This is a genomic window from Pseudochrobactrum sp. B5 (assembly GCF_001939785.1).
Lineage (GTDB): Bacteria > Pseudomonadota > Alphaproteobacteria > Rhizobiales > Rhizobiaceae > Pseudochrobactrum > Pseudochrobactrum saccharolyticum.
This window is the reverse complement of record NZ_MOYL01000001.1, coordinates 237,518-257,133: the sequence shown is the minus strand read 5'-3', so window position 1 is coordinate 257,133 and position 19,616 is coordinate 237,518. Positions and strand designations below refer to the sequence as shown.

Below are 19,616 nucleotides of genomic sequence, written 5' to 3'. Positions count from 1 at the left end.
CATTTGCTTGTCATGATAATGCGACAAAACAAAAAAGCTTTCGCACCCAGAAGCAAAAAACGGGTGCTGCACCAAGGAGAGACCAATGGCAGTCAGTGCAAACAGGCTAGAGCTTCTTCAGATCGCTGATGCGGTTGCGCGCGAAAAATCCATTGACCGCGAGATCGTGATTGCAGCGATGGCCGATGCCATTCAGAAAGCTGCCCGCTCCCGTTATGGTCTGGAAACCAATATCCGCGCGGATATCAATTCCAAGAGCGGTGAAATCAAGCTGCAGCGTCTGCTTGAAGTGGTTGAAACTGTAGAAGATTACGCCACACAGATCGCTCTGGAATCCGCACGTGAACGCAATCCGGATGCGCAAGTAGGCGATTTCCTTGCCGACCAGCTGCCGCCAATGGATTTCGGCCGTATTGCTGCCCAGTCCGCCAAACAGGTAATCGTACAGAAAGTGCGTGAAGCTGAGCGTGACCGCCAGTATGACGAATTCAAAGACCGTCTGGGTGAAATCATCAATGGTACTGTCAAGCGCGTTGAATATGGCAATGTGGTTGTTGATCTCGGCCGCGGTGAAGCCATTGTCCGCCGTGACGAACTGATCCCGCGTGAAGCATTCCGCTACGGCGACCGTATCCGCGCTTATGTCTATGATGTCCGTCGCGAACAACGCGGCCCGCAGGTATTCCTGTCGCGTACCCATCCGCAGTTCATGGCGAAACTCTTCACCATGGAAGTGCCGGAAATTTATGACGGCATTATCGAAATCAAATCGGTTGCCCGTGATCCGGGTTCGCGCGCCAAAATGGCCGTTGTGTCCCGTGACAGCTCGATTGATCCTGTCGGCGCCTGCGTTGGTATGCGCGGTTCCCGCGTTCAGGCCGTTGTCGGCGAATTGCAGGGCGAAAAGATCGACATTATTCCTTGGTCGCCGGATGCAGCGACTTTCATCGTCAACGCCTTGCAGCCTGCGGAAGTGGCCAAGGTTGTTCTGGATGAAGATGCAGAACGTATCGAAGTTGTTGTGCCTGACGATCAGCTGTCGCTGGCCATCGGCCGCCGCGGTCAGAATGTGCGCCTTGCCTCGCAGCTGACCGGCTGGGACATCGATATTATGACGGAAAACGAAGAATCCGAACGCCGCCAGAAAGAATTCACAGAACGCTCTGCTTTGTTCATGGAAGCGCTGAATGTGGATGAAATGGTTGGTCAGGTTCTGGCTTCCGAAGGTTTCGGTTCGGTTGAAGAAATCGCCTATGTTGAAAGCGACGAAATCGCTTCGATCGATGGTTTCGATGCTGATACTGCTGCTGAAATTCAGGATCGTGCGAAAGAATATTTGGATCGTCTCGAAAGCGATCTGAATGACCGTCGTCTCGAACTGGGCGTCAGCGACGAACTGCGCGATGTACCGGGTCTGACCAGTGCAATGCTTGTTGCAGTCGGTGAAGACGGCGTGAAGACCATGGATGATTTTGCCGGTTATGCGGTAGACGATCTCGTGGGCTGGCGCGAGCGTAAAGACGGCGAAACTGTTACTCATGCCGGTGTTCTGACACCGTTTGAAGTTTCCCGCACAGACGCAGAGCAGATGGTTCTCGCAGCCCGCCTTAAAGCAGGCTGGATTACAGAAGATCAGCTGGAAGAAGCTGCCAATGAACTGGCTTCGACAGGCGATGATGAAGAGCAGGCAGATGCTTAATCAGCATCTTGCAACTGCCGCTCGCGCGGGCGGATTTTGATGTCCGCGCATCGGCATCTACAGCAATTTCAGGAAAAGTGGAAACCGGTTTTCCGTCCGAAATTGCGTCATAAAAACGGAAATAATGCCTGTGTCAGCTTTTTTGATACAGGCCTGTTTTCCGACAAACTGCATGCAGCCGGAACCGCTCGGTTTACGGCTGTCTTGCGCACACATATTGCAGGGCTTCTTGCCCTTGCACTCATATTAAAGTAGAAAACAGTTCCTCTCCACCGGCGCTGTTTTCGAGCGAAGTGGAGTTCTGGTTGAAACCGGATAAAAACGACAGGACCTGTATTGTTACGCGCGAGAGCGGCCCGGCTGTAGATCTCATCCGGTTTGTGGCTGCACCCGACGGTAGTGTTGTACCGGATCTGAAGCGCAATTTACCCGGACGCGGATGCTGGATTAAAGCAGAACGGCATATTGTTGATGAAGCGGTTAAACGCAAACTGCTGCCCCGCGCACTGAAAACGCAAGTTTCGGTGCCGGCGGATTTGGGTTCTCTGGTCGACAGGCTATTGACAAAATCCGCGCTGGGCAGTCTAGCACTGGCCAGAAAGTCCGGTGTTGTGGTGACAGGATCGGCGAAAGTTGATTCTGCTGTGCGTACCGGCCGCGTTACAATGGTGCTTCATGCGACAACAGCGGCTCCCGACGGCATCCGAAAGCTGGATCAGGCGCGTCATGCGAGGAAGATGGCAACCGGAGCAGATATAAAAGCCTATTCCCTTTTTACAGGGGATGAAATGGATTTGGCATTTGGCGGCGGAAATGTAATACATGCCGCCGTGATTGAAGGAACGGCAGCAACCGGGTTCGTCACGCGGGCGCTTCAGCTGCATAAATATCGCGGCGAGAGCGCAGCGAACTTGGAAAATCTGGCAGCCACTGCTGCGAAGGAAACGGAATCAGAATGAGCGACAGTAATTCAAACGACGACAAGACGCTGAGCGTCGACACAAAAAAGACGCTGACCATCAAGCGGCCAGGAGTCGAACAGAGCACTGTACGGCAAAATTTCAGCCACGGACGCAGCAAGTCGGTTGTTGTTGAGACGAAAAAACGTAAGTTTACCCGTCCTGACGAAAAACCTGAAGCTGCAGCCGCTCCGGCTCCTGTTCAGCCAGTTGCACCGGCTCCGACACCGGCACAAGCTGCTCCTGCTCCGGTTGCTGAAAAACCGGCCGTGATTGCAGATGCGCCAAAGCCTGCGCCTGTTACAGAAACTGCTGCGCCTGTTGCAAAAACAGAAAGCGCACCGGTTGCTCCGCAGGCTGCCAAGCCTGTTGAAGCCGCAGTTGCAAAACCTGTTGCACCTAAACCTGCAGCGCCTGCTGCTGCCCGTCCGGCGGCACCGGCTGCTACAACCCGTCCGGGTGCCCCTGCGGGCAATCGTCCGGCCGGTGGTGGCTATAACAAGCCGCAGGGTTCCCGTCCGGGTGGCCGCAATGAACAGCGCAACCGTTCCAATGACCGTCCGGGCATGGTGTTGAACACCCTGTCCTCCTCGGAAATGGATGCACGTCGCCGCGCCCTTCAGGATGCGGTAATCCGTGATGCGGAAGATCGCAAACGCGCAGAAGCAGAAGCTATCCGCCGCGCGGAAGAAGAAAAGCGCCGTGAAATCGAGCGTCTGGAATCTGAACGCCGTCAGGCTGAAGAAGATGCACGCCGCAAGGCAGAAGCTGAAGCCAAGGCTAAAGCCGAAGCTGAAGCACGCAAGCGTGAACCGGCTGCACCTGTGCGTCCTGCTGCTGCACGTCCAAGCGGCGATCGTCCTTCGGGTGATCGCTCTGGCGATCGCTCCGGCGGCCAGAACCGTGGCCCCGCTGGTCAGAACCGTCCAAATCAGGGTGGCTACAACCGCACCGGCGGCGCACCTGCCCCGCGCGATATTAATGCTGAAGCACCGCTGGCCGACAAAAAGCCGACCCAGCAGGTTCTGAACCGCAAGCCGCAGAATGATGATGATGATGATCGTCGTGGTGCAGGCGTACGTCGTAACGTACCTGCAAAGCCGGAAGTGCGCGCTACAAAGCCGACCAAGGCTGAAGAAGATCGCCGTCGCGGCAAACTGACCCTGAACAGCAATCTGGAAGACGAAGGCCGTTCGCGTTCGCTTTCGGCTATGCGTCGCCGTCAGGAAAAGTTCAAGCGTTCGCAGATGCAGGAAGTCCGTGAAAAGATCTCCCGTGAAGTGACTATTCCTGAAACCATTACCATTCAGGAACTGGCACAGCGTATGACGGAACGTGCCGTGGACATCATCAAATACCTGATGAAACAGGGTCAGATGATGAAGCCGGGCGATGTGATCGATTCCGATCTGGCACAGCTGATCGCGGAAGAATTCGGCCATACCGTTAAACGCGTTGCGGAATCCGACGTTGAAGAAGGTATCTTCAACGTGGAAGACAATCTCAGCGCAATGCTGCCGCGTCCGCCGGTTGTGACCATTATGGGTCACGTTGACCATGGTAAGACCTCGCTGCTCGATGCAATTCGTCAGGCAAATGTGGTCTCGGGTGAAGCCGGTGGTATTACCCAGCATATTGGTGCTTATCAGGTTGAACAGAACGGCCAGAAAATCACCTTTATCGATACGCCTGGTCACGCTGCCTTTACGCAGATGCGTGCCCGTGGTGCGCAGGCAACGGATATTGCCATTCTGGTGGTTGCCGCTGATGACAGCGTGATGCCGCAGACGATTGAATCGATCAACCACGCCAAAGCGGCCGGTGTTCCGATCATCGTGGCGATCAACAAGATCGACAAGCCGACCGCTGATCCGCAAAAAGTACGCAATGCCCTGCTGCAGCACGATGTGTTTGTGGAAACCATGGGCGGTGAAGTGCTTGATGTGGAAGTTTCTGCCAAGAACAAAATCAACCTCGACAAGCTGCTTGAAGCCGTTCTGTTGCAGGCTGAAATTCTTGATCTTAAAGCCGATCCTGAGCGTACAGCTGAAGGTGTGGTTATTGAAGCTCAGCTTGACCGCGGTCGCGGTGCGGTTGCAACCGTTCTGGTTCAGAAAGGTACATTGCATCCGGGCGAGATCATCATCGCCGGCAGTGCATGGGGTCGCGTTCGCGCCCTCGTCAATGACCATGGCGACCATGTGAAAGAAGCATCCCCTGCAATGCCGGTGGAAATTCTCGGTCTGTCCGGCACGCCGCAAGCAGGTGACCGCTTTGCGGTTGTTGCCAACGAAGCCAAGGCACGCGAAATTTCTGAATACCGTCAGCGTCTTGCCCGCGATAAGGCCGTTGCCCGTCAGGCAGGCTCGCGTGGTTCCCTTGAGCAGATGATGTCTAATCTGCAGTCAAGCGGTCTCAAAGAGTTCCCGCTGGTTATCAAGGGTGACGTGCAGGGTTCAGTTGAAGCGATTATCGCTTCGCTCGACAAGCTTGGCACTGATGAAGTTCGCGCACGTATCGTTCATTCGGGTGCCGGTGGTATCACAGAAAGCGATATCTCGCTGGCTGAAGCATCAAATGCTGCCATCATCGGCTTCAACGTCCGCGCCAATAAACAGGCTCGTGATGCAGCCGAACAGCAGGGTATCGAAATCCGCTACTACAACATCATCTATGATCTGATTGATGATGTGAAAGCAGCGATGTCCGGTCTTCTGCCGCCAGAACGTCGTGAAACCTTCATCGGTAACGCTGAAATTCTCGAAGTCTTCAACATCACCAAAGTCGGTAAAGTTGCCGGTTGCCGTGTTGTTGACGGTAAAGTCGAGCGTGGCGCCGGTGTACGCCTTATCCGCGACAACGTGGTTATCCACGAAGGCAAGCTCAAGACACTCAAGCGCTTCAAGGACGAAGTTGCCGAAGTGCCGATGGGTCAGGAATGCGGTATGGCATTTGAAAACTACGAAGATGTACGCGCAGGCGACATCATCGAAGCGTTCCGCGTTGAGATGATCACGCGTACGCTGTAATCAGCAAAGCAGCGGCAGTTATCAGAACTGCCGCTGCTTCATTTCTCGGGCGGTTTACACTCATCTTCAGACATAGTGCCGCTCTGAATTTTTAATTGGCCGCATTGTCATAATTGTCAGGCTGTATCAGTCTGGTTGTGAATAGGATGAAAGCCTCGCAGGCTTTTCCGCAATCATGCAATTTGTACAGTTGCCGACCGATATTTGGCTCAGATTTTGGAGTCCCCATGTCCCGTTTTTCTTCCACAGGACCATCACAGCGTCAGCTGCGCGTCGGCGAGCAGGTTCGTCATGCCGTGGCTCAGGTGCTGTCACGCGGCGAAATCCGTGACGATGTTCTGAATAATACCGTTGTTTCCATCACCGAAGTGCGCATGTCGCCTGACTTGAAAATTGCGACCTGCTTTATCAGCATCGTCGGCAATACAGATGTGCAGACAGTCATTAAAGCACTGGCAAATAATGCGAAATTTCTGCGTGGCCGCGTTGCACCACAACTGCGCCAGATGAAATATATGCCGGAATTCCGTTTCCGTCCGGATACCAGTTTCGACAATTTTGCCAAGATCGATGCCCTGCTGCGTTCGCCGGAAGTTGCGCGTGATCTGCAGCAGGATGACAGCGATGAATCCGACACAGAAACACATAAAGATAACGAGAATAACGGCTGATGGCACGCAGAGGTAAGAAAAAAGGCCGTCCGGTTTCCGGATGGGTGATTTTTGACAAGCCGAAAGGCATGGGCTCAACCGAGGCCGTTTCCAAAATCAAATGGCTTTTCAGTGCTGAAAAGGCCGGTCATGCCGGTACGCTTGATCCGCTTGCTTCCGGCATGTTGCCGATTGCTCTGGGCGAAGCCACCAAAACCGTACCTTACGTGATGGACGGCACGAAAATCTACTCCTTCACCGTGACCTGGGGCGAAGAACGCTCGACGGATGATCTGGAGGGCCCTGTCACCAAAACCTCTGATAAGCGTCCCACAGAAGACGATATTCTGGCGCTTTTGCCAAATTATATCGGTACTATTCAGCAGATCCCGCCGCAATTCTCCGCCATTAAAATTGACGGTGAACGTGCCTATGATCTGGCACGCGGCGGTGAAACAGTTGCTATTCCTTCCCGTGAAGTTGAAATTTTTCAGCTTGAGCTGGTGGAGATCAACGAATCCGGACAGGCCGTGTTTGAAGTTGAATGCGGTAAGGGCACCTATGTGCGCTCGCTCGCCCGCGATATGGGACGCGATCTCGGCTGCCTCGGCCATATTGCGGAGCTGCGCCGTCTGGAAGTTGCGCCTTTCAACGAAGATGATTTTGTAACGCTTGCAGAGCTTGAAGCCGCATGGCCGCCGCTGCCGCCGAAATCTGATGATGAAGATGCGGAACCTGCACCTGCAGCGCCTCGTGATTTCTCAGCCCTTGATGATTTTATCATTGATACCGGTGCAGCGCTGGAAGATCTGGTACAGGTTGCCTTGTCCGACGATCAGGCTCACCGTGTGCGCATGGGCAATCCGGTCATCTTACGCGGTCGCGATGCACCGCTGGAAGCCGATGAGGTCTGCGCCAATCACAAAAACCGTTTGCTGGCTATCGGTTACATCGAACAAGGTATGTTCAAGCCGAAACGCGTTTTCACTTATTAAACTAGAGCATTTCACAGTCAAGTTGGATCAACTTGACGTCGGGATAATGCGACAAACTAAAGAATCTAGAGCGAGCACTGCGATTCAACATAAACGTAAACCGCTCTAGCGATTACAGCTTAGCGCATTTTATTAAAAAGCCTGCATTGCAGGCTTTTTTGAAATGTGTCTGGAAATAAGCCACAGTTTCGATTATATGATCGTCAGGTTCCGTATAAGGCATTAATCAATGCTGACTGTACAGAACTGAAGTAAACGGCCCCGGCTGGACGACATCTTGGCCACGGGCGACATTTCTCCTCTTAAACAAAAAGGACATTCCGATGTCGATTACTGCTGAACGCAAACAGGCTCTTATCAAAGAATATGCAACCAAAGAAGGCGATACCGGTTCTCCTGAAGTACAGGTAGCCGTTCTTTCGGAACGCATTTCCAACCTGACCGGTCACTTCAAAGGCCACAAGAATGACAACCATTCCCGTCGTGGTCTTCTGAAAATGGTTTCTCAGCGCCGCAACCTGCTCGACTACCTCAAGGGTGTTGACGAAGCGCGCTATCAGAACCTGATCGGCCGTCTCGGCCTGCGCCGCTAAGCGCATCATCCGGCGAAAACCCGTAACGGTTTTCGCCGGAATTTTTACCGGAGCAGGACTTTTCATTAAATCTCTCCGGCAACAGGGTATTTATGGCTCAACAGCCTGAAAACGCTCTGTATTATACAATAATGCATTCTCCGTGCGTGTAAGCGCCAAAACGGGAAAAATGCAGCAGGGCTTTAACAATACTGTCGTAAAAGCCCGATATGGAACTGTATTGAACAGGTTCCGCAGGCAGGATTGCAGGCAGCTCGTCCTTATCCGAGCTTCTTGTTGTCTTGCCCGCTCCCTGTTCCAAACCGGAATATTACATGCGCTGACATCAGCGCAGGACATAAATATTCCAAACCAAGGACAAGATATGTTCAACACTCATAAAGTTGAAATCGAATGGGGCGGCCGTCCGCTCATTCTCGAAACCGGCAAAGTCGCCCGTCAGGCAGACGGCGCGGTTATCGCCACTTACGGTGAAACAATGGTGCTGGCCACCGTCGTTTCGGCCAAGGAGCCAAAGCCGGGTCAGGACTTTTTCCCTCTGACTGTAAACTATCAGGAAAAAGCCTATGCAGCCGGTCGTATTCCTGGCGGCTATTTCAAGCGTGAAGGCCGTCCGAGCGAAAACGAAACTCTGGTTTCCCGCCTGATCGACCGTCCGATCCGCCCGCTGTTTGCTGATGGCTATAAGAACGACACACAGGTTGTTATCACCGTTATTCAGCACGATCTGGAAAACAATCCGGACGTATTGTCGATGGTTGCCGCTTCCGCAGCGCTCACCCTTTCCGGCGTGCCTTTCATGGGCCCGATCGGTGGTACGCGCGTTGGCTACATCAACGGCGAATATGTTCTGAACCCGCATCTCGACGAAATGGCTGAATCCAAACTGGATCTGGTTGTTGCCGGTACCAGCGATGCTGTTCTGATGGTTGAATCCGAAGCGCAGGAACTCTCTGAAGAAGTGATGCTCGGCGCTGTTGTTTTCGGTCAGAAGGGCTTCCAGCCTGTGATCGATGCAATCATCAGCCTTGCTGAAGTTGCTGCAAAAGAACCACGTGACTTCCAGCCGGAAGACCTGTCGGCTCCTGAAGCCGCAATGCTGGCAATCATTGAAGATGATCTGCGCGCAGCTTACAAAATCATCGACAAGCAGGCTCGTTATACCGCTGTTGATGCTGCCAAAGCTAAAGTTAAAGCGCACTTCCTGCCGGAAGATGCGGAAACAACCGAATATACTGCTGAGCAGATCGGTACTGTTTTCAAATCGCTGCAGGCTAAAATCGTTCGCTGGAACATTCTGGATACCGGCAGCCGCATCGACGGCCGCGATCTGGTAACCGTTCGTCAGATCGTATCCGAAGTTGGCGTTCTGCCACGCACACACGGTTCGGCTCTGTTTACCCGCGGTGAAACACAGGCAATCGTTGTTGCAACACTGGGTACCGGTGAAGATGAACAGTTCATCGACACTCTGGCCGGCCTGCAGAAAGAATCCTTCCTGCTGCACTACAACTTCCCGCCATATTCCGTTGGTGAAACCGGCCGTATGGGTTCCCCTGGCCGTCGTGAAATCGGTCACGGCAAACTGGCATGGCGCGCAATCCATCCGATGCTGCCTGCCAAAGAACAGTTCCCTTACACTCTGCGTGCAGTTTCTGAAATCACTGAATCCAACGGTTCGTCCTCCATGGCAACCGTATGCGGCACCTCGCTGGCGCTGATGGATGCCGGTGTGCCTCTGACCCGTCCTGTAGCCGGTATTGCTATGGGTCTGATCAAAGAAGGTGACCGTTTTGCAGTTCTTTCCGATATCCTTGGTGACGAAGATCACCTCGGCGATATGGACTTCAAGGTAGCCGGTACTGAAAACGGTATCACTGCTCTGCAGATGGACATCAAGATCGACGGTATTACCGAAGAGATCATGAAAACCGCTCTGGAACAGGCTAAAGGCGGCCGTGTTCACATTCTCGGTGAAATGGCGAAAGCACTGTCCGGCGCGCGCGCTGAACTCGGTGAATTTGCACCACGCATCGAAGTGATGAACATTCCGACCGACAAGATCCGTGATGTTATCGGTTCCGGCGGTAAAGTTATCCGCGAAATCGTTGAAAAGACCGGTGCAAAAATCAACATCGAAGATGACGGCACAGTCAAAATTGCTTCTTCTTCCGCCAAGGAAATCGAAGCAGCGAAGAAATGGATCCACTCCATTGTTGCTGAACCGGAAATCGGCGAAATCTACGAAGGTACAGTTGTTAAAACTGCTGACTTCGGTGCATTCGTAAACTTCTTCGGCCCGCGCGATGGTCTGGTACATATCTCGCAGCTGGCTGCAGACCGCGTTGCCAAGACCACTGATGTGGTTAAGGAAGGCCAGAAGGTCTGGGTTAAACTGATGGGCTTTGATGAGCGCGGTAAAGTGCGCCTGTCGATGAAAGTCGTTGATCAGGAAACCGGCAAGGAAATCGTTGCCGAGAAGAAAGAAGAAACCGCAGCTGAATAAGCTGATTTCGAGTTTCAAAAAGCCCCGCATAGAAATATGCGGGGCTTTTCATTTAAAGCATGGAGTAACTACAGTCTCAGTTCAGGAGTGCGTTGTTTAAACCGGCTCAGCCTGAGTCTCAACTTTTATGCCCTTTTGCAGCCAAGCCTCCTGATGGGCACAATCGGTAATTGCCTGCGCTTCACTGACAGCCATAGTCAGCAAATAGGCAAAGAAACTCTGTTTGCTTTTATGGGCCTGTGAAATCATCTCATTCAGTTGCAACAAGCGCGCCTGATGTTGCGGCAGACATGTTGCAAAACATTGCGGCTGACAACATTTGCGCGCCATAGTACTACTCCCCCGCGAGCAACACAGCATTACAGATAGTTTGAAACTTTAACCGATAATAAGTTCAATATAATATCTGCCAGAAACCACCTACTGTCATCCTTCTCAGGTAGAAAAGACCAAAGAAATTTTATGATTACCGGCGCCCAAAACACCCTCTTTCTGCCCTTTGAGAATGAAACACTTGATCTGCCGCAGGCGGGAGAAAAATATCTTTGCTTCGGCATCAGTGCCGACACGACACTCAGCACAGAGTGGAAACAGGCACTGCATTGTATTCAGCCATTGAGGCCGGAATGGCTGGCGCTCAATAAAGCCGGCTTTCATGTCACGCCGCAGATCAGCGAAAATGAGACCTATGACGGCGGTATGATTTTGCTCGGCAAACATCGCGGCCGCAATGAGGAATGGCTGGCGGCACTGCTGACCCAAGTCAAAGTCGGCGGCTTGATTATTATCGCCGGTGACAAGAAGCTTGGCATTGACAGTTTCCGCAAGCGCAGCGACCAGATTTCAACTTCCATCGACCGCATGTCCAAAAACCATGCTGTAGCCTACTGGCTGGCGCGCCCTGAGGCGATTGATGCCGGGATCACACAAAGCCTCATTCCGGAGCAAAAACGCGTAGACGGGCGCTTCTGGACGAAAGCAGGCATGTTCTCCCATGGCGAAGCCGACAAAGGTTCCGCTCTGCTGGTACCGCATCTCAAAAACATCGCCTTCGGTCATGTAGCGGATTTGGGGGCTGGCTGGGGTTATCTGAGCGCCGCCTGTCTCGACAATCCGGCCAAGATCAGCCGTATTGATCTTTATGAAGCGGATTTTGAGGCACTGGAAATTGCCAAAAGCAATCTGGCCGAACTCAACAGTTCAGTACCTCTGCACTACTACTGGCATGACGTCGCTTCCGAGCCGATGACAGAGATTTATGACACGGTTATCAGCAATCCGCCGTTTCACACCGGTCGCAAAACTGATATTTCGCTCGGCCAAAGCTTTATCACGGCTGCTGCCAAACGCCTTAAATCCGGCGGACGTTTCCTGATGGTGGCAAATCGCCAGCTGCCTTATGAGGCTGTCTTGAAACAGCATTTCCGGCAGGTGATGCCGCTCACTGATAAAGACGGTTTCAAAGTCATCGAAGCACGAAAATAAAGCAGTTTCAGGAAAAGTGGGAACCGCCTTCGCGGGGAAAATAGTTCACTGGACTATTTTCTTGTCCCGCTTCGATCCATCCGAAACTGCGCTAAAAAAATGACAAAAAAGCCGCGCAATGCGCGGCTTTTTTCATATCATATGTAACAGGCTTATTCAGTGCCGGTTGCATCCGAGCTTTTCAGCTCTTCCAGCGTCGGCATGGAGACGATGTTGTAACCTGAATCCACAAAGTGAACTTCACCGGTTACACCGCTCGACAGATCCGACAACAGATAGACTGCGGATTTACCCACATCATCAATATCAACGGTACGGCGCAGCGGCGAATTGCGGCGCTGATACGAGAAGATCGCACGTGCATCACCGATACCGGCACCGGCCAGTGTACGCACAGGGCCAGCCGAAATAGCGTTGACGCGGATATTCTGCGGGCCGTAATCGGCAGCCAGATAACGTACCATGGCTTCAAGAGCAGCCTTGGCAACACCCATCACATTATAGTTCGGGATGGTGCGGGTTGAGCCGCCATAGGTCAGTGTGAGGATCGAACCGCCGTCTTTCATCAGCTTCTCAGCACGCTGAGCAACTTCCGTGAAAGAATAAGCAGAGATCACCATTGTCCGGCTGAAATTTTCACGGGTAGTGACATCCGCATAACGGCCTTTCAGCTCTGTTTTGTCGGAGAAACCAATAGCGTGAACGATAAAATCGAGCTTGCCCCATTTTTTCTCGATCTCGTCAAAGACCGCATCAACGGTTGCAATATCTTCCACATCGCAAGGCAGTACGAAGTCCGATCCGACCTGCTCTGCCAATGGTTTCACGCGCTTGCCAAGAGCATCACCCTGATAGGTGAAAGCCAGCTCAGCGCCCTGATCGGCAAGATGTTTGGCAATACCCCAAGCAAGAGAATGGTTGTTTGCAACACCCATAATCAGCCCGCGTTTGCCCTTCATTAAATCCTGCATACTCTCTCTCCGTCAGCCCTGATAGCGCTGGAAAACCAGCGTTGCGTTCGTTCCACCAAAACCGAAGGAGTTGGACAGTACCGTGTTAATTTCTGCATTATCGATGCGCTTGCGCACAATCGGCATATCCGCGAAATCCGGATCCAGTTCATCAATATGCGCGCTTTCGCAGATGAAATTATTATGCATCATCAAAAGCGAATAGATCGCTTCCTGAACGCCGGTTGCACCCAGTGAGTGACCGGTCAGCGATTTGGTAGCCGCAATCGGCGGGCAGGCATCGCCTGAACCAAAGACTTTACGGATTGCTTCAATTTCCGGTGCATCGCCCGCAGGGGTCGATGTGGCATGCGGATTGATATAGTCAATCTTGCCGTTCACGGTTGACAGCGCCATGCGCATGCAGCGCTCTGCGCCTTCGCCCGACGGGGCAACCATGTCATAACCGTCTGATGTCGCACCATAGCCAACGACTTCACCGTAAATCTTGGCACCGCGCGCCAGCGCAGTTTCCAGATCTTCCAGCACCAATACACCGGCGCCACCGGCAATTACAAAACCGTCGCGGTTTTTGTCATAGGCGCGGGATGCACGTTCCGGCGTATCATTATATTTCGAAGACATCGCGCCCATGGCGTCAAACAACACCGAGAGGGTCCAGTCGAGATCTTCACAGCCACCGGCAAACATACGATCCTGCTTGCCATACTGGATCATCTCAACAGCATTGCCGATACAATGGTTCGAGGTCGCGCAAGCCGAGGAGATCGAATAATTGATGCCCTTGATCTTGAAGAAAGTCGCCATCGTGGCCGATGCGGTTGAGCTCATGGCTTTCGGCACTGCGAAAGGACCAACGCGTTTCGGGCCTTTGTCGCGGGTAATATCAGCAGAATCCACGATTGTGCGGGTGGAAGGGCCGCCGGAGCCCATGATGATACCGGTGCGATCGTTGGAAACCTGTTCTTCGGTCAGGCCTGCATCGGCAATCGCCTGATCCATGGCCACATGGTTCCATGCGGTACCGCGACCGTGAAAACGCATTGCGCGGCGGTCAACCAGCGCTTCAACATCAATCTGCGGTGCGCCCGAGACCTGACAGCGAAAACCGAGTTCCGCCTGATCTTCAGCCCGCCGGATACCCGATCTGGCCTCAAACAAAGAGGTCAGCACCTCTTCGGTATTATTGCCAATCGAGGATACAATCCCCATTCCGGTAACGACAACACGCCGCATTGCGTTCTCCTTTGCACCTGTTCCCTGAATGACATCCTGTTTTTGCGGATGCCGCTACGCGGTTACATAAGTGCGACTTTTACATATTTTGAGAGCGGCCACATAAAAGCTTTCAATTAAATGTGGTCGCGCCCGTGGATAATACTCTTTTTGAGGCTATGCCCGTCGCGGTCTTTACGACTTACGACTCACTGTCTTTCGACAGGCCTACGCGCAGGTCAGTTGCCTTGTAAATTGTTTCACCGTCTGCCTTAAGCCAGCCGTCAGCTGTACCCAGAACCAGACGACCGCGCATCACGCGTTTGAAGTCGATACCATATTGCAGAAGCTTGGTATGCGGACGCACCATGCCTTTGAATTTTACTTCGCCGGTGGACAGCGCCATACCGCGACCCGGTTCACCGAGCCAGCCGAGGAAAAAGCCGGTCAGCTGCCACATGCCGTCAAGGCCGAGACAGCCAGGCATGATCGGATTGCCCTGAAAATGGCAAGGGAAATACCAGTCATCCGGGCTCACATCATATTCAGCGCGGATATAGCCTTTGTCGAACTCGCCACCGGTTTCGGAGATTTCAGTGATACGGTGTACCATCAGCATCGGCGGCAGAGGCAGCTGGGCATTGCCCGGACCAAACATTTCACCGCGAGCGCAGCTGAGAAGCTCCTCATATCCGTAACTTGACTTCTGCTCTGCCATTACCGACTCCAATCATTTATCTGTCTGTTGTCTGGACAGCCCGAAACGAACATATTCGTCAGGCTCAGACAAAATCTTTGCACACCCCTAACACAGAGTGTTTCCTGCTGTAAAACACCTGCAAGAAACTATTTGCCTGTCAAGATATACAGGAATAGCTATTGCCAGTCATTCGTTCAGCGCATATATCAATCTTGTGACAGGATGGGCAACAGCCCTCAAGCATTAATTTTGAACCAATTTGTTTCAAGCTTCTGACAGGTCAGTGATGAATATTCATTCCTCCCATGCCAGCAACGCTTCGATTGAGGAGCGCCTTCGGATCGCCGGTCTCAGACCGACGCGTCAGCGGGTTGCGCTTGCCAGCCTGATTTACGCCCATGGTGATCGCCATCTTTCCGCAGAAGAACTGCATGAAGAAGCTGTTTTTGCTTCCGTGCCGGTTTCTCTTGCCACCGTATATAATACGCTGCACCAGTTTACTGAAGCCGGTATGCTGCGGATTATTTCGGTCGAAGGATCAAAAACCTATTTCGACACCAATATTTCCGACCACCATCACTTTTTTGTCGAAGGCGAAAATATTGTCTTCGATATTCCTGATGGTGAAACCGGCCAGCCTATCGTCAGCAATCTGCCGAAAGCTCCGGAAGGCATGGAAATCGTTAATGTCGATGTGATTGTGCGCTTACGTCGTAAAGACTGACACGCCTGCTTAAAATAAATCCGGTAATTTACTGGTCTTCCGCTGACGGGGTGATTTCGCGCCCCATCAGTGAGCTTTGCAGCATCGTGGTCACGCGCTCTTCCATGATGCGTGCCAGTTCCTTGCGGCTGGTATCTGCAGACACGCGCATCGGTTCACCAAAGCGGATCTCAACATCAATCGCGCCTTCTTTGAGAATACCTTTGAGATGCGGCATCAGCTGCACATCGCCCGGCCATGAGGCAATCGGACGGTGAAAGCGCCCCATCGGCATTCCGTGAACACCCGTATAGGCGATGGAAACCGGCTGTACGATCACCTGCTCCTCGCCTGCCTCACGGATGGCCGCATGGGCTGCGCCGAATAATGACGTTTTAAACGGCAGCACGCGGTTACCGTCTGATGTTGTTCCTTCCGGAAACAGAACCATCGCATCACCGCCAGCCAGACGCAGGGCAATATCCGAAGCCTGCTGTGCTGTCCGGCCTTTTTTCTCACGTTCAACAAAGACAGTGCGCTGCAAAACCGCAAAAGTGCCGAAAACCGGCCATTTGCGCACTTCGGATTTGGCGATGAAACAGACATTGGCTACGGAGGATAAAACGACAATATCGCTCCATGACACATGATTGGCGACCAGCAGTAACGGGCGATCCTGCACGATCTCGCCCTTTACCTTCACGCGAAATCCCAGCAACCATGCAGCAATCCGATGGAAAAAACGCGGCAGCGATTGCTGCCAACCCAAACGCGCTTTGACAAACAGATATTGAAACGGCACCAGCGAAATAACCAGACTGACAAACAAGCCGAGTATGACCGCAATGCGTATTGCACCGATCATGATACGCTCATCGCTTCCGGAAATTGCCTACGCAAAACCAGCGCATTGCTGCGCCCGTGACCGGTTTCATAATAAGCGGGCCGCTGCCCGACCTGAATAAATCCGAGGCGCCGGTAAAGCGCCTGCGCTGCCACATTGCTCTCATCCACCTCAAGGAACAGACTTTCCGCCCGCTCATGATGCAAATGGCGCAAAACAGCTTCCATCAGATCCCGTCCGATGCCACGACGCTGAAAAGCTGATGACACTGTAATCGTCAGAATTTCCGCCTCACCGGCGACCAGACGCGCCAGTACAAAACCGGCAGCCTGTTTTGGTTTACCCACAGGGCGGGCGATAAAGCCGAAAATATTGCCTTGCGAGAGCATGCCTGCAAAATCTTCCTCGCTCCATGCATGGTGGAAAGCCGGTGCATGGAGATCCGCGAGCTCAGCGCAATGCGCCTGCATCAGCGATTCATAGGCAAAACTCTGGCGCGAAAAAGGAAGGCCGATCATCCGCGCTCCTGATCCGACTGGCGGCGAGGCAGTGCAAATCCGGTCTGAGGTTTTACATCCGGCCCGCGCATATAAAGCGGCTCAGGGGGCATGCCTGCCTCACGCTGTGCCGCAAGACGCGCAAAAGTACCGATGGATGCATAGGCGGATGCACTGATAATCCGGCGTTCGCTGCCCTCTGCTGTCTGTAATTGCTCTGCGCCACTACCCGCCAATGCATAATCATCACCAAGCTGCTGCAAAACCGGCAACAGCTCTGCCTCATTACCGGCCAAAGGTGTGGTTGAAGCTTGTCCCTGCGCATCAAAACCTTGCGCATAAATATCACCACGATAGGCAGACAATGCGATCACAACAGGCTGCGCCGGTGTCCCGGCCTGTATTTCATGGCACAGCGCTTCAAAACCGCTCACACCAATCACCGGACAGGATAAAGCCAGCCCGAAGCCACGCGCCGCAGAAACACCGACACGCACGCCTGTGAATGAACCGGGGCCGATATTAACCGCGATACGACGAACCTCATTGTGGGAGATTTTTGCAGTCTCAAAACACTGCGCAACATAGTCCAGCAGCAATTCCGCATGGCCTTTGCCAATATCATGGCTGACCTCAGCAAGAAGCTGCTGCGTCTGCGGGTCATAAAGGGCGGCAGCACATAAACTGCCTGCGGTGTCGAGAGCAAGTATAGTCATGGCTTACGACCTAAAACAGAATTCGGTTATCGGCAAGTACAGGCAGTCAGGTTGCGTAAGAATTCTGCCTTGTCAGCTCAAGAGGGCAACACCGATATCTATACAAAATGATACACAAAAATCTGCTTAAACTCTTTAAATCACTGGGAACAATCCTATCTTTGATACGTTAGGTTTATAGCAGTATCTGCTGCTTCCGGTTTCTTGTGCTGCCACCTCCCGGCAGCCCCTCAGGCAAACGAAAATTTGTCCCTTCATAAAGGAAATCACTATGTCTGCATCCAAACTGAAAAATCATCCGACAAAAAACAATCTGCCGACCAATGCCAAAACCACGGTTATTGCCCTGCTGAACAAAAATCTGGCTGCGATCCTTGATCTTGCGCTGATAACCAAGCAGGCACACTGGAACCTTAAAGGCATTCAGTTCATTGCCGTGCATGAGATGCTGGATACATTCCGCACCGATCTGGATGAACATTCGGATGCAATTGCAGAACGCGCCGTTCAGCTCGGCGGCACTGCGCTTGGCACAAGTCAGACAATTACTGAGGCGAGCATTCTCAAGCCATATCCGGAAGATATTTACGCCATCAAAGACCATCTTCATGCGCTGATCGATCATTACGGCGCTGTTGCCAATCTGGTACGCCAGTCCATCAAAGATGCCGCTGAGGCAGGCGACGATGACAGTGCGGATATTTTCACAGCTGCATCCCGCAGCCTCGACAAATCCCTGTGGTTCCTTGAAGCGCATATTCAGGAATAATCAGAACAGATTTCCGAAACACCGCCTGTCCCGGGACAGGCGGTGCTTTAAATTGGTGACGATTTAAAGTGCGTCGGCAATGGCCTGAAAAACAATAATGCTTTCATCTTTCATTTTCTGACCATCCTTATTGTAATCCGCATAGGCGGAAGTTTTGGCAATCACCACTTTGCGCTCAGGATTGACGTAGATAAACTGCCCGTAAATACCGACAGCTACAAAATCCCCCTGCGGTTTCCCCGGTATCCACCACTGATAGCCATAGCCAAGCGGCTTGCCCTGCACAGGATCATCCCTGCCCGGCATAAGATGCGGCGCATCCGGCGTAACGGAAGCATGTACCCATTCAGCCGGCACCAGTTGCTCATCTCTGAAATTACGCCCTTCATTCATATAAAGCAGGCCGAAACGCGCATAATCACGCAATACCGCATTCAGCCCGCCTGCCGAGACTGCGTCGCCTTTCGCATCAGCCAGCCAACAGGCATCAGCTTCTGCGCCCAGACGCGACCATAATTTTTCCCTGAAATAATCAGTCATCGGCTTGCCGGTTGCGCCTTCCAGCACCATAGACAGCACCTGCGTATCGGCGGAAACATAAATATTGACCGTGCCCTGCTCCCGCACTTTCTGCAGATGAGCAGTGAAATCTTTCACCGAGCCGGTCAAAATCTGGATAATGTAGCGCACAATATCGGATGAGAGATCGCCATAATCCTCGTTAAAGCCGATCCCTGATGACATTTGCAGTGCGTTCTTGACGGTCACCCCTTTATAGCCGCCCTCCGCCAGTTGCGGTGCATAATGATCCACAGTCTGATTTATATCGATCAGACCATCCCGCACAGCATTGCCAATCAGAAACGAAATCGTGGATTTCGACATCGACATGGCGATTGCCTGCGTTGCAGCCGTATTGCCCCGCTCATAGCGCTCATAGGCAACAGCACCGTCTTTCAGCACTATGAAACCGGTCGTCTGCGTGCGTTCCAGCCAGTCCGCGACCCGTTTTGTCTCTCCCTGATAAAGATAGGTTTCAGGCAAAGGTCTTTCATTCTGCGGCAAGGGACTGACTTCGCCGCTATGTTCTACACGGATAGATGGGTAAATTTTATAAAGTGAGCGGAAATTTTCATCAATCACATCGGGCTTGAATGTATTGGCATATTGATAGACCGCATAATATTCGTGAATTTGCTTACGAAAAACAAAGCCCACACCTGCCGCGATAATCAGCAACAGAGCCAAACTATATAAGCTCATGCGCAGCGGTCTTTTCATGATA

General features: G+C 52.6%; 18 protein-coding genes. 10 read left to right on the top strand and 8 right to left on the bottom strand.

All coding sequences use genetic code 11. The annotated features are described in order from the left end of the window. Nucleotides 1–85: 85 nt before the first annotated feature. The 7 genes from nusA (at nt 86) to pnp (ending at nt 10,431) form a co-directional block, all read left to right on the top strand. Nucleotides 86–1,699 (top strand): transcription termination factor NusA, encoded by a 1,614-nt coding sequence (gene nusA, locus BKD14_RS01245; RefSeq protein WP_075653983.1) that lies wholly within the window; start codon nt 86–88, stop codon nt 1,697–1,699. 305 nt (nt 1,700–2,004) lie between these two features. Beyond that, nucleotides 2,005–2,658 (top strand): RNA-binding protein, encoded by a 654-nt coding sequence (locus tag BKD14_RS01235; RefSeq protein WP_083646846.1) that lies wholly within the window; start codon nt 2,005–2,007, stop codon nt 2,656–2,658. Continuing rightward, nucleotides 2,655–5,687 carry a translation initiation factor IF-2 gene (infB, locus tag BKD14_RS01230; protein ID WP_075653980.1) on the top strand — a complete coding sequence of 1,011 codons (3,033 nt, stop codon included), beginning with the start codon at nt 2,655–2,657 and terminating at the stop codon, nt 5,685–5,687. The genes BKD14_RS01235 and infB overlap by 4 nt, the downstream gene beginning before the upstream one ends. Before the next feature lie 227 nt (nt 5,688–5,914). After that, complete coding sequence (rbfA, locus tag BKD14_RS01225) at nt 5,915–6,358, top strand: 30S ribosome-binding factor RbfA (protein ID WP_075653979.1); 444 nt, start codon at nt 5,915–5,917, stop codon at nt 6,356–6,358. Further along, nucleotides 6,358–7,332 carry a tRNA pseudouridine(55) synthase TruB gene (truB, locus tag BKD14_RS01220; RefSeq protein WP_075653978.1) on the top strand — a complete coding sequence of 325 codons (975 nt, stop codon included), beginning with the start codon at nt 6,358–6,360 and terminating at the stop codon, nt 7,330–7,332. Before rbfA ends, truB begins: the two co-directional genes overlap by 1 nt. Nucleotides 7,333–7,655: 323 nt before the next feature. Beyond that, nucleotides 7,656–7,925 (top strand): 30S ribosomal protein S15, encoded by a 270-nt coding sequence (gene rpsO, locus BKD14_RS01215; RefSeq protein WP_022711344.1) that lies wholly within the window; start codon nt 7,656–7,658, stop codon nt 7,923–7,925. A 364-nt stretch (nt 7,926–8,289) separates the two neighbouring features. Beyond that, nucleotides 8,290–10,431, top strand: coding sequence for a polyribonucleotide nucleotidyltransferase (gene pnp, locus BKD14_RS01210; protein WP_075653977.1), 2,142 nt, complete (start codon nt 8,290–8,292; stop codon nt 10,429–10,431). A gap of 96 nt (nt 10,432–10,527) precedes the next feature. On the opposite strand, the gene BKD14_RS01205 is transcribed toward pnp, so the two are convergent. Continuing rightward, on the bottom strand, nt 10,528–10,761 hold the full coding sequence (locus BKD14_RS01205; protein ID WP_075653976.1) for a hypothetical protein: 234 nt from the start codon (nt 10,759–10,761) through the stop codon (nt 10,528–10,530). Nucleotides 10,762–10,893: 132 nt separating this feature from the next. Between BKD14_RS01205 and BKD14_RS01200 the strand changes: the two genes are divergently transcribed. Further along, nucleotides 10,894–11,916, top strand: a complete 1,023-nt coding sequence (locus tag BKD14_RS01200) for a class I SAM-dependent methyltransferase (RefSeq protein WP_075653975.1) — start codon at nt 10,894–10,896, stop codon at nt 11,914–11,916. A 152-nt stretch (nt 11,917–12,068) separates the two neighbouring features. Here BKD14_RS01200 and fabI read toward each other — a convergent pair whose 3' ends face one another. The 3 genes from fabI to fabA form a co-directional block, all read right to left on the bottom strand. After that, nucleotides 12,069–12,887, bottom strand: a complete 819-nt coding sequence (gene fabI / locus BKD14_RS01195) for an enoyl-ACP reductase FabI (RefSeq protein ID WP_075653974.1) — start codon at nt 12,885–12,887, stop codon at nt 12,069–12,071. A 12-nt stretch (nt 12,888–12,899) separates the two neighbouring features. Next, nucleotides 12,900–14,123 carry a beta-ketoacyl-ACP synthase I gene (gene fabB / locus BKD14_RS01190; protein WP_075653973.1) on the bottom strand — a complete coding sequence of 408 codons (1,224 nt, stop codon included), beginning with the start codon at nt 14,121–14,123 and terminating at the stop codon, nt 12,900–12,902. A gap of 181 nt (nt 14,124–14,304) precedes the next feature. After that, nucleotides 14,305–14,820: a 3-hydroxyacyl-[acyl-carrier-protein] dehydratase FabA gene (fabA, locus tag BKD14_RS01185; RefSeq protein ID WP_075653972.1), complete on the bottom strand. Its 516-nt coding sequence runs from the start codon at nt 14,818–14,820 to the stop codon at nt 14,305–14,307. A gap of 268 nt (nt 14,821–15,088) precedes the next feature. Here fabA and irrA point away from each other — a divergent pair, with 268 nt between their 5' ends. After that, entirely contained in the window at nt 15,089–15,526 is a 438-nt protein-coding gene (gene irrA / locus BKD14_RS01180; RefSeq protein WP_075653971.1) for an iron response transcriptional regulator IrrA, read from the top strand. A 28-nt stretch (nt 15,527–15,554) separates the two neighbouring features. Here irrA and BKD14_RS01175 read toward each other — a convergent pair whose 3' ends face one another. The 3 genes from BKD14_RS01175 to tsaB are packed head-to-tail and all read right to left on the bottom strand — an operon-like array spanning nt 15,555 to nt 17,562. Beyond that, entirely contained in the window at nt 15,555–16,370 is an 816-nt protein-coding gene (locus tag BKD14_RS01175) for a 1-acyl-sn-glycerol-3-phosphate acyltransferase (RefSeq protein WP_075653970.1), read from the bottom strand. Then, nucleotides 16,367–16,819, bottom strand: a complete 453-nt coding sequence (gene rimI / locus BKD14_RS01170; RefSeq protein ID WP_348625519.1) for a ribosomal protein S18-alanine N-acetyltransferase — start codon at nt 16,817–16,819, stop codon at nt 16,367–16,369. Before rimI ends, BKD14_RS01175 begins: the two co-directional genes overlap by 4 nt. 44 nt (nt 16,820–16,863) lie before the next feature. Continuing rightward, nucleotides 16,864–17,562 carry a tRNA (adenosine(37)-N6)-threonylcarbamoyltransferase complex dimerization subunit type 1 TsaB gene (tsaB, locus tag BKD14_RS01165; protein WP_075653968.1) on the bottom strand — a complete coding sequence of 233 codons (699 nt, stop codon included), beginning with the start codon at nt 17,560–17,562 and terminating at the stop codon, nt 16,864–16,866. A gap of 271 nt (nt 17,563–17,833) precedes the next feature. Between tsaB and dps the strand changes: the two genes are divergently transcribed. Further along, entirely contained in the window at nt 17,834–18,331 is a 498-nt protein-coding gene (dps, locus tag BKD14_RS01160) for a DNA starvation/stationary phase protection protein Dps (RefSeq protein ID WP_022711354.1), read from the top strand. A 63-nt stretch (nt 18,332–18,394) separates the two neighbouring features. On the opposite strand, the gene BKD14_RS01155 is transcribed toward dps, so the two are convergent. Further along, nucleotides 18,395–19,612 carry a serine hydrolase gene (locus tag BKD14_RS01155; RefSeq protein ID WP_075653967.1) on the bottom strand — a complete coding sequence of 406 codons (1,218 nt, stop codon included), beginning with the start codon at nt 19,610–19,612 and terminating at the stop codon, nt 18,395–18,397. Between the last annotated feature and the right edge of the window lie 4 nt (nt 19,613–19,616).

Excerpts from the sequence above, each read along its gene's own strand:
- fabI (WP_075653974.1), bottom strand. The coding sequence starts at position 12,887 with ATGCAGGATTTAATGAAGGGCAAACGCGGGCTGATTATGGGTGTTGCA.
- rpsO (WP_022711344.1), top strand. The coding sequence starts at position 7,656 with ATGTCGATTACTGCTGAACGCAAACAGGCTCTTATCAAAGAATATGCA.
- BKD14_RS01175 (WP_075653970.1), bottom strand. The coding sequence starts at position 16,370 with ATGATCGGTGCAATACGCATTGCGGTCATACTCGGCTTGTTTGTCAGT.
- BKD14_RS01155 (WP_075653967.1), bottom strand. The coding sequence starts at position 19,612 with ATGAAAAGACCGCTGCGCATGAGCTTATATAGTTTGGCTCTGTTGCTG.
- fabB (WP_075653973.1), bottom strand. The coding sequence starts at position 14,123 with ATGCGGCGTGTTGTCGTTACCGGAATGGGGATTGTATCCTCGATTGGC.
- rimI (WP_348625519.1), bottom strand. The coding sequence starts at position 16,819 with ATGCAGGCGCATTGCGCTGAGCTCGCGGATCTCCATGCACCGGCTTTC.
- irrA (WP_075653971.1), top strand. The coding sequence starts at position 15,089 with ATGAATATTCATTCCTCCCATGCCAGCAACGCTTCGATTGAGGAGCGC.
- truB (WP_075653978.1), top strand. The coding sequence starts at position 6,358 with ATGGCACGCAGAGGTAAGAAAAAAGGCCGTCCGGTTTCCGGATGGGTG.
- nusA (WP_075653983.1), top strand. The coding sequence starts at position 86 with ATGGCAGTCAGTGCAAACAGGCTAGAGCTTCTTCAGATCGCTGATGCG.
- tsaB (WP_075653968.1), bottom strand. The coding sequence starts at position 17,562 with ATGACTATACTTGCTCTCGACACCGCAGGCAGTTTATGTGCTGCCGCC.
- BKD14_RS01205 (WP_075653976.1), bottom strand. The coding sequence starts at position 10,761 with ATGGCGCGCAAATGTTGTCAGCCGCAATGTTTTGCAACATGTCTGCCG.
- dps (WP_022711354.1), top strand. The coding sequence starts at position 17,834 with ATGTCTGCATCCAAACTGAAAAATCATCCGACAAAAAACAATCTGCCG.
- infB (WP_075653980.1), top strand. The coding sequence starts at position 2,655 with ATGAGCGACAGTAATTCAAACGACGACAAGACGCTGAGCGTCGACACA.
- BKD14_RS01200 (WP_075653975.1), top strand. The coding sequence starts at position 10,894 with ATGATTACCGGCGCCCAAAACACCCTCTTTCTGCCCTTTGAGAATGAA.
- rbfA (WP_075653979.1), top strand. The coding sequence starts at position 5,915 with ATGTCCCGTTTTTCTTCCACAGGACCATCACAGCGTCAGCTGCGCGTC.
- pnp (WP_075653977.1), top strand. The coding sequence starts at position 8,290 with ATGTTCAACACTCATAAAGTTGAAATCGAATGGGGCGGCCGTCCGCTC.
- fabA (WP_075653972.1), bottom strand. The coding sequence starts at position 14,820 with ATGGCAGAGCAGAAGTCAAGTTACGGATATGAGGAGCTTCTCAGCTGC.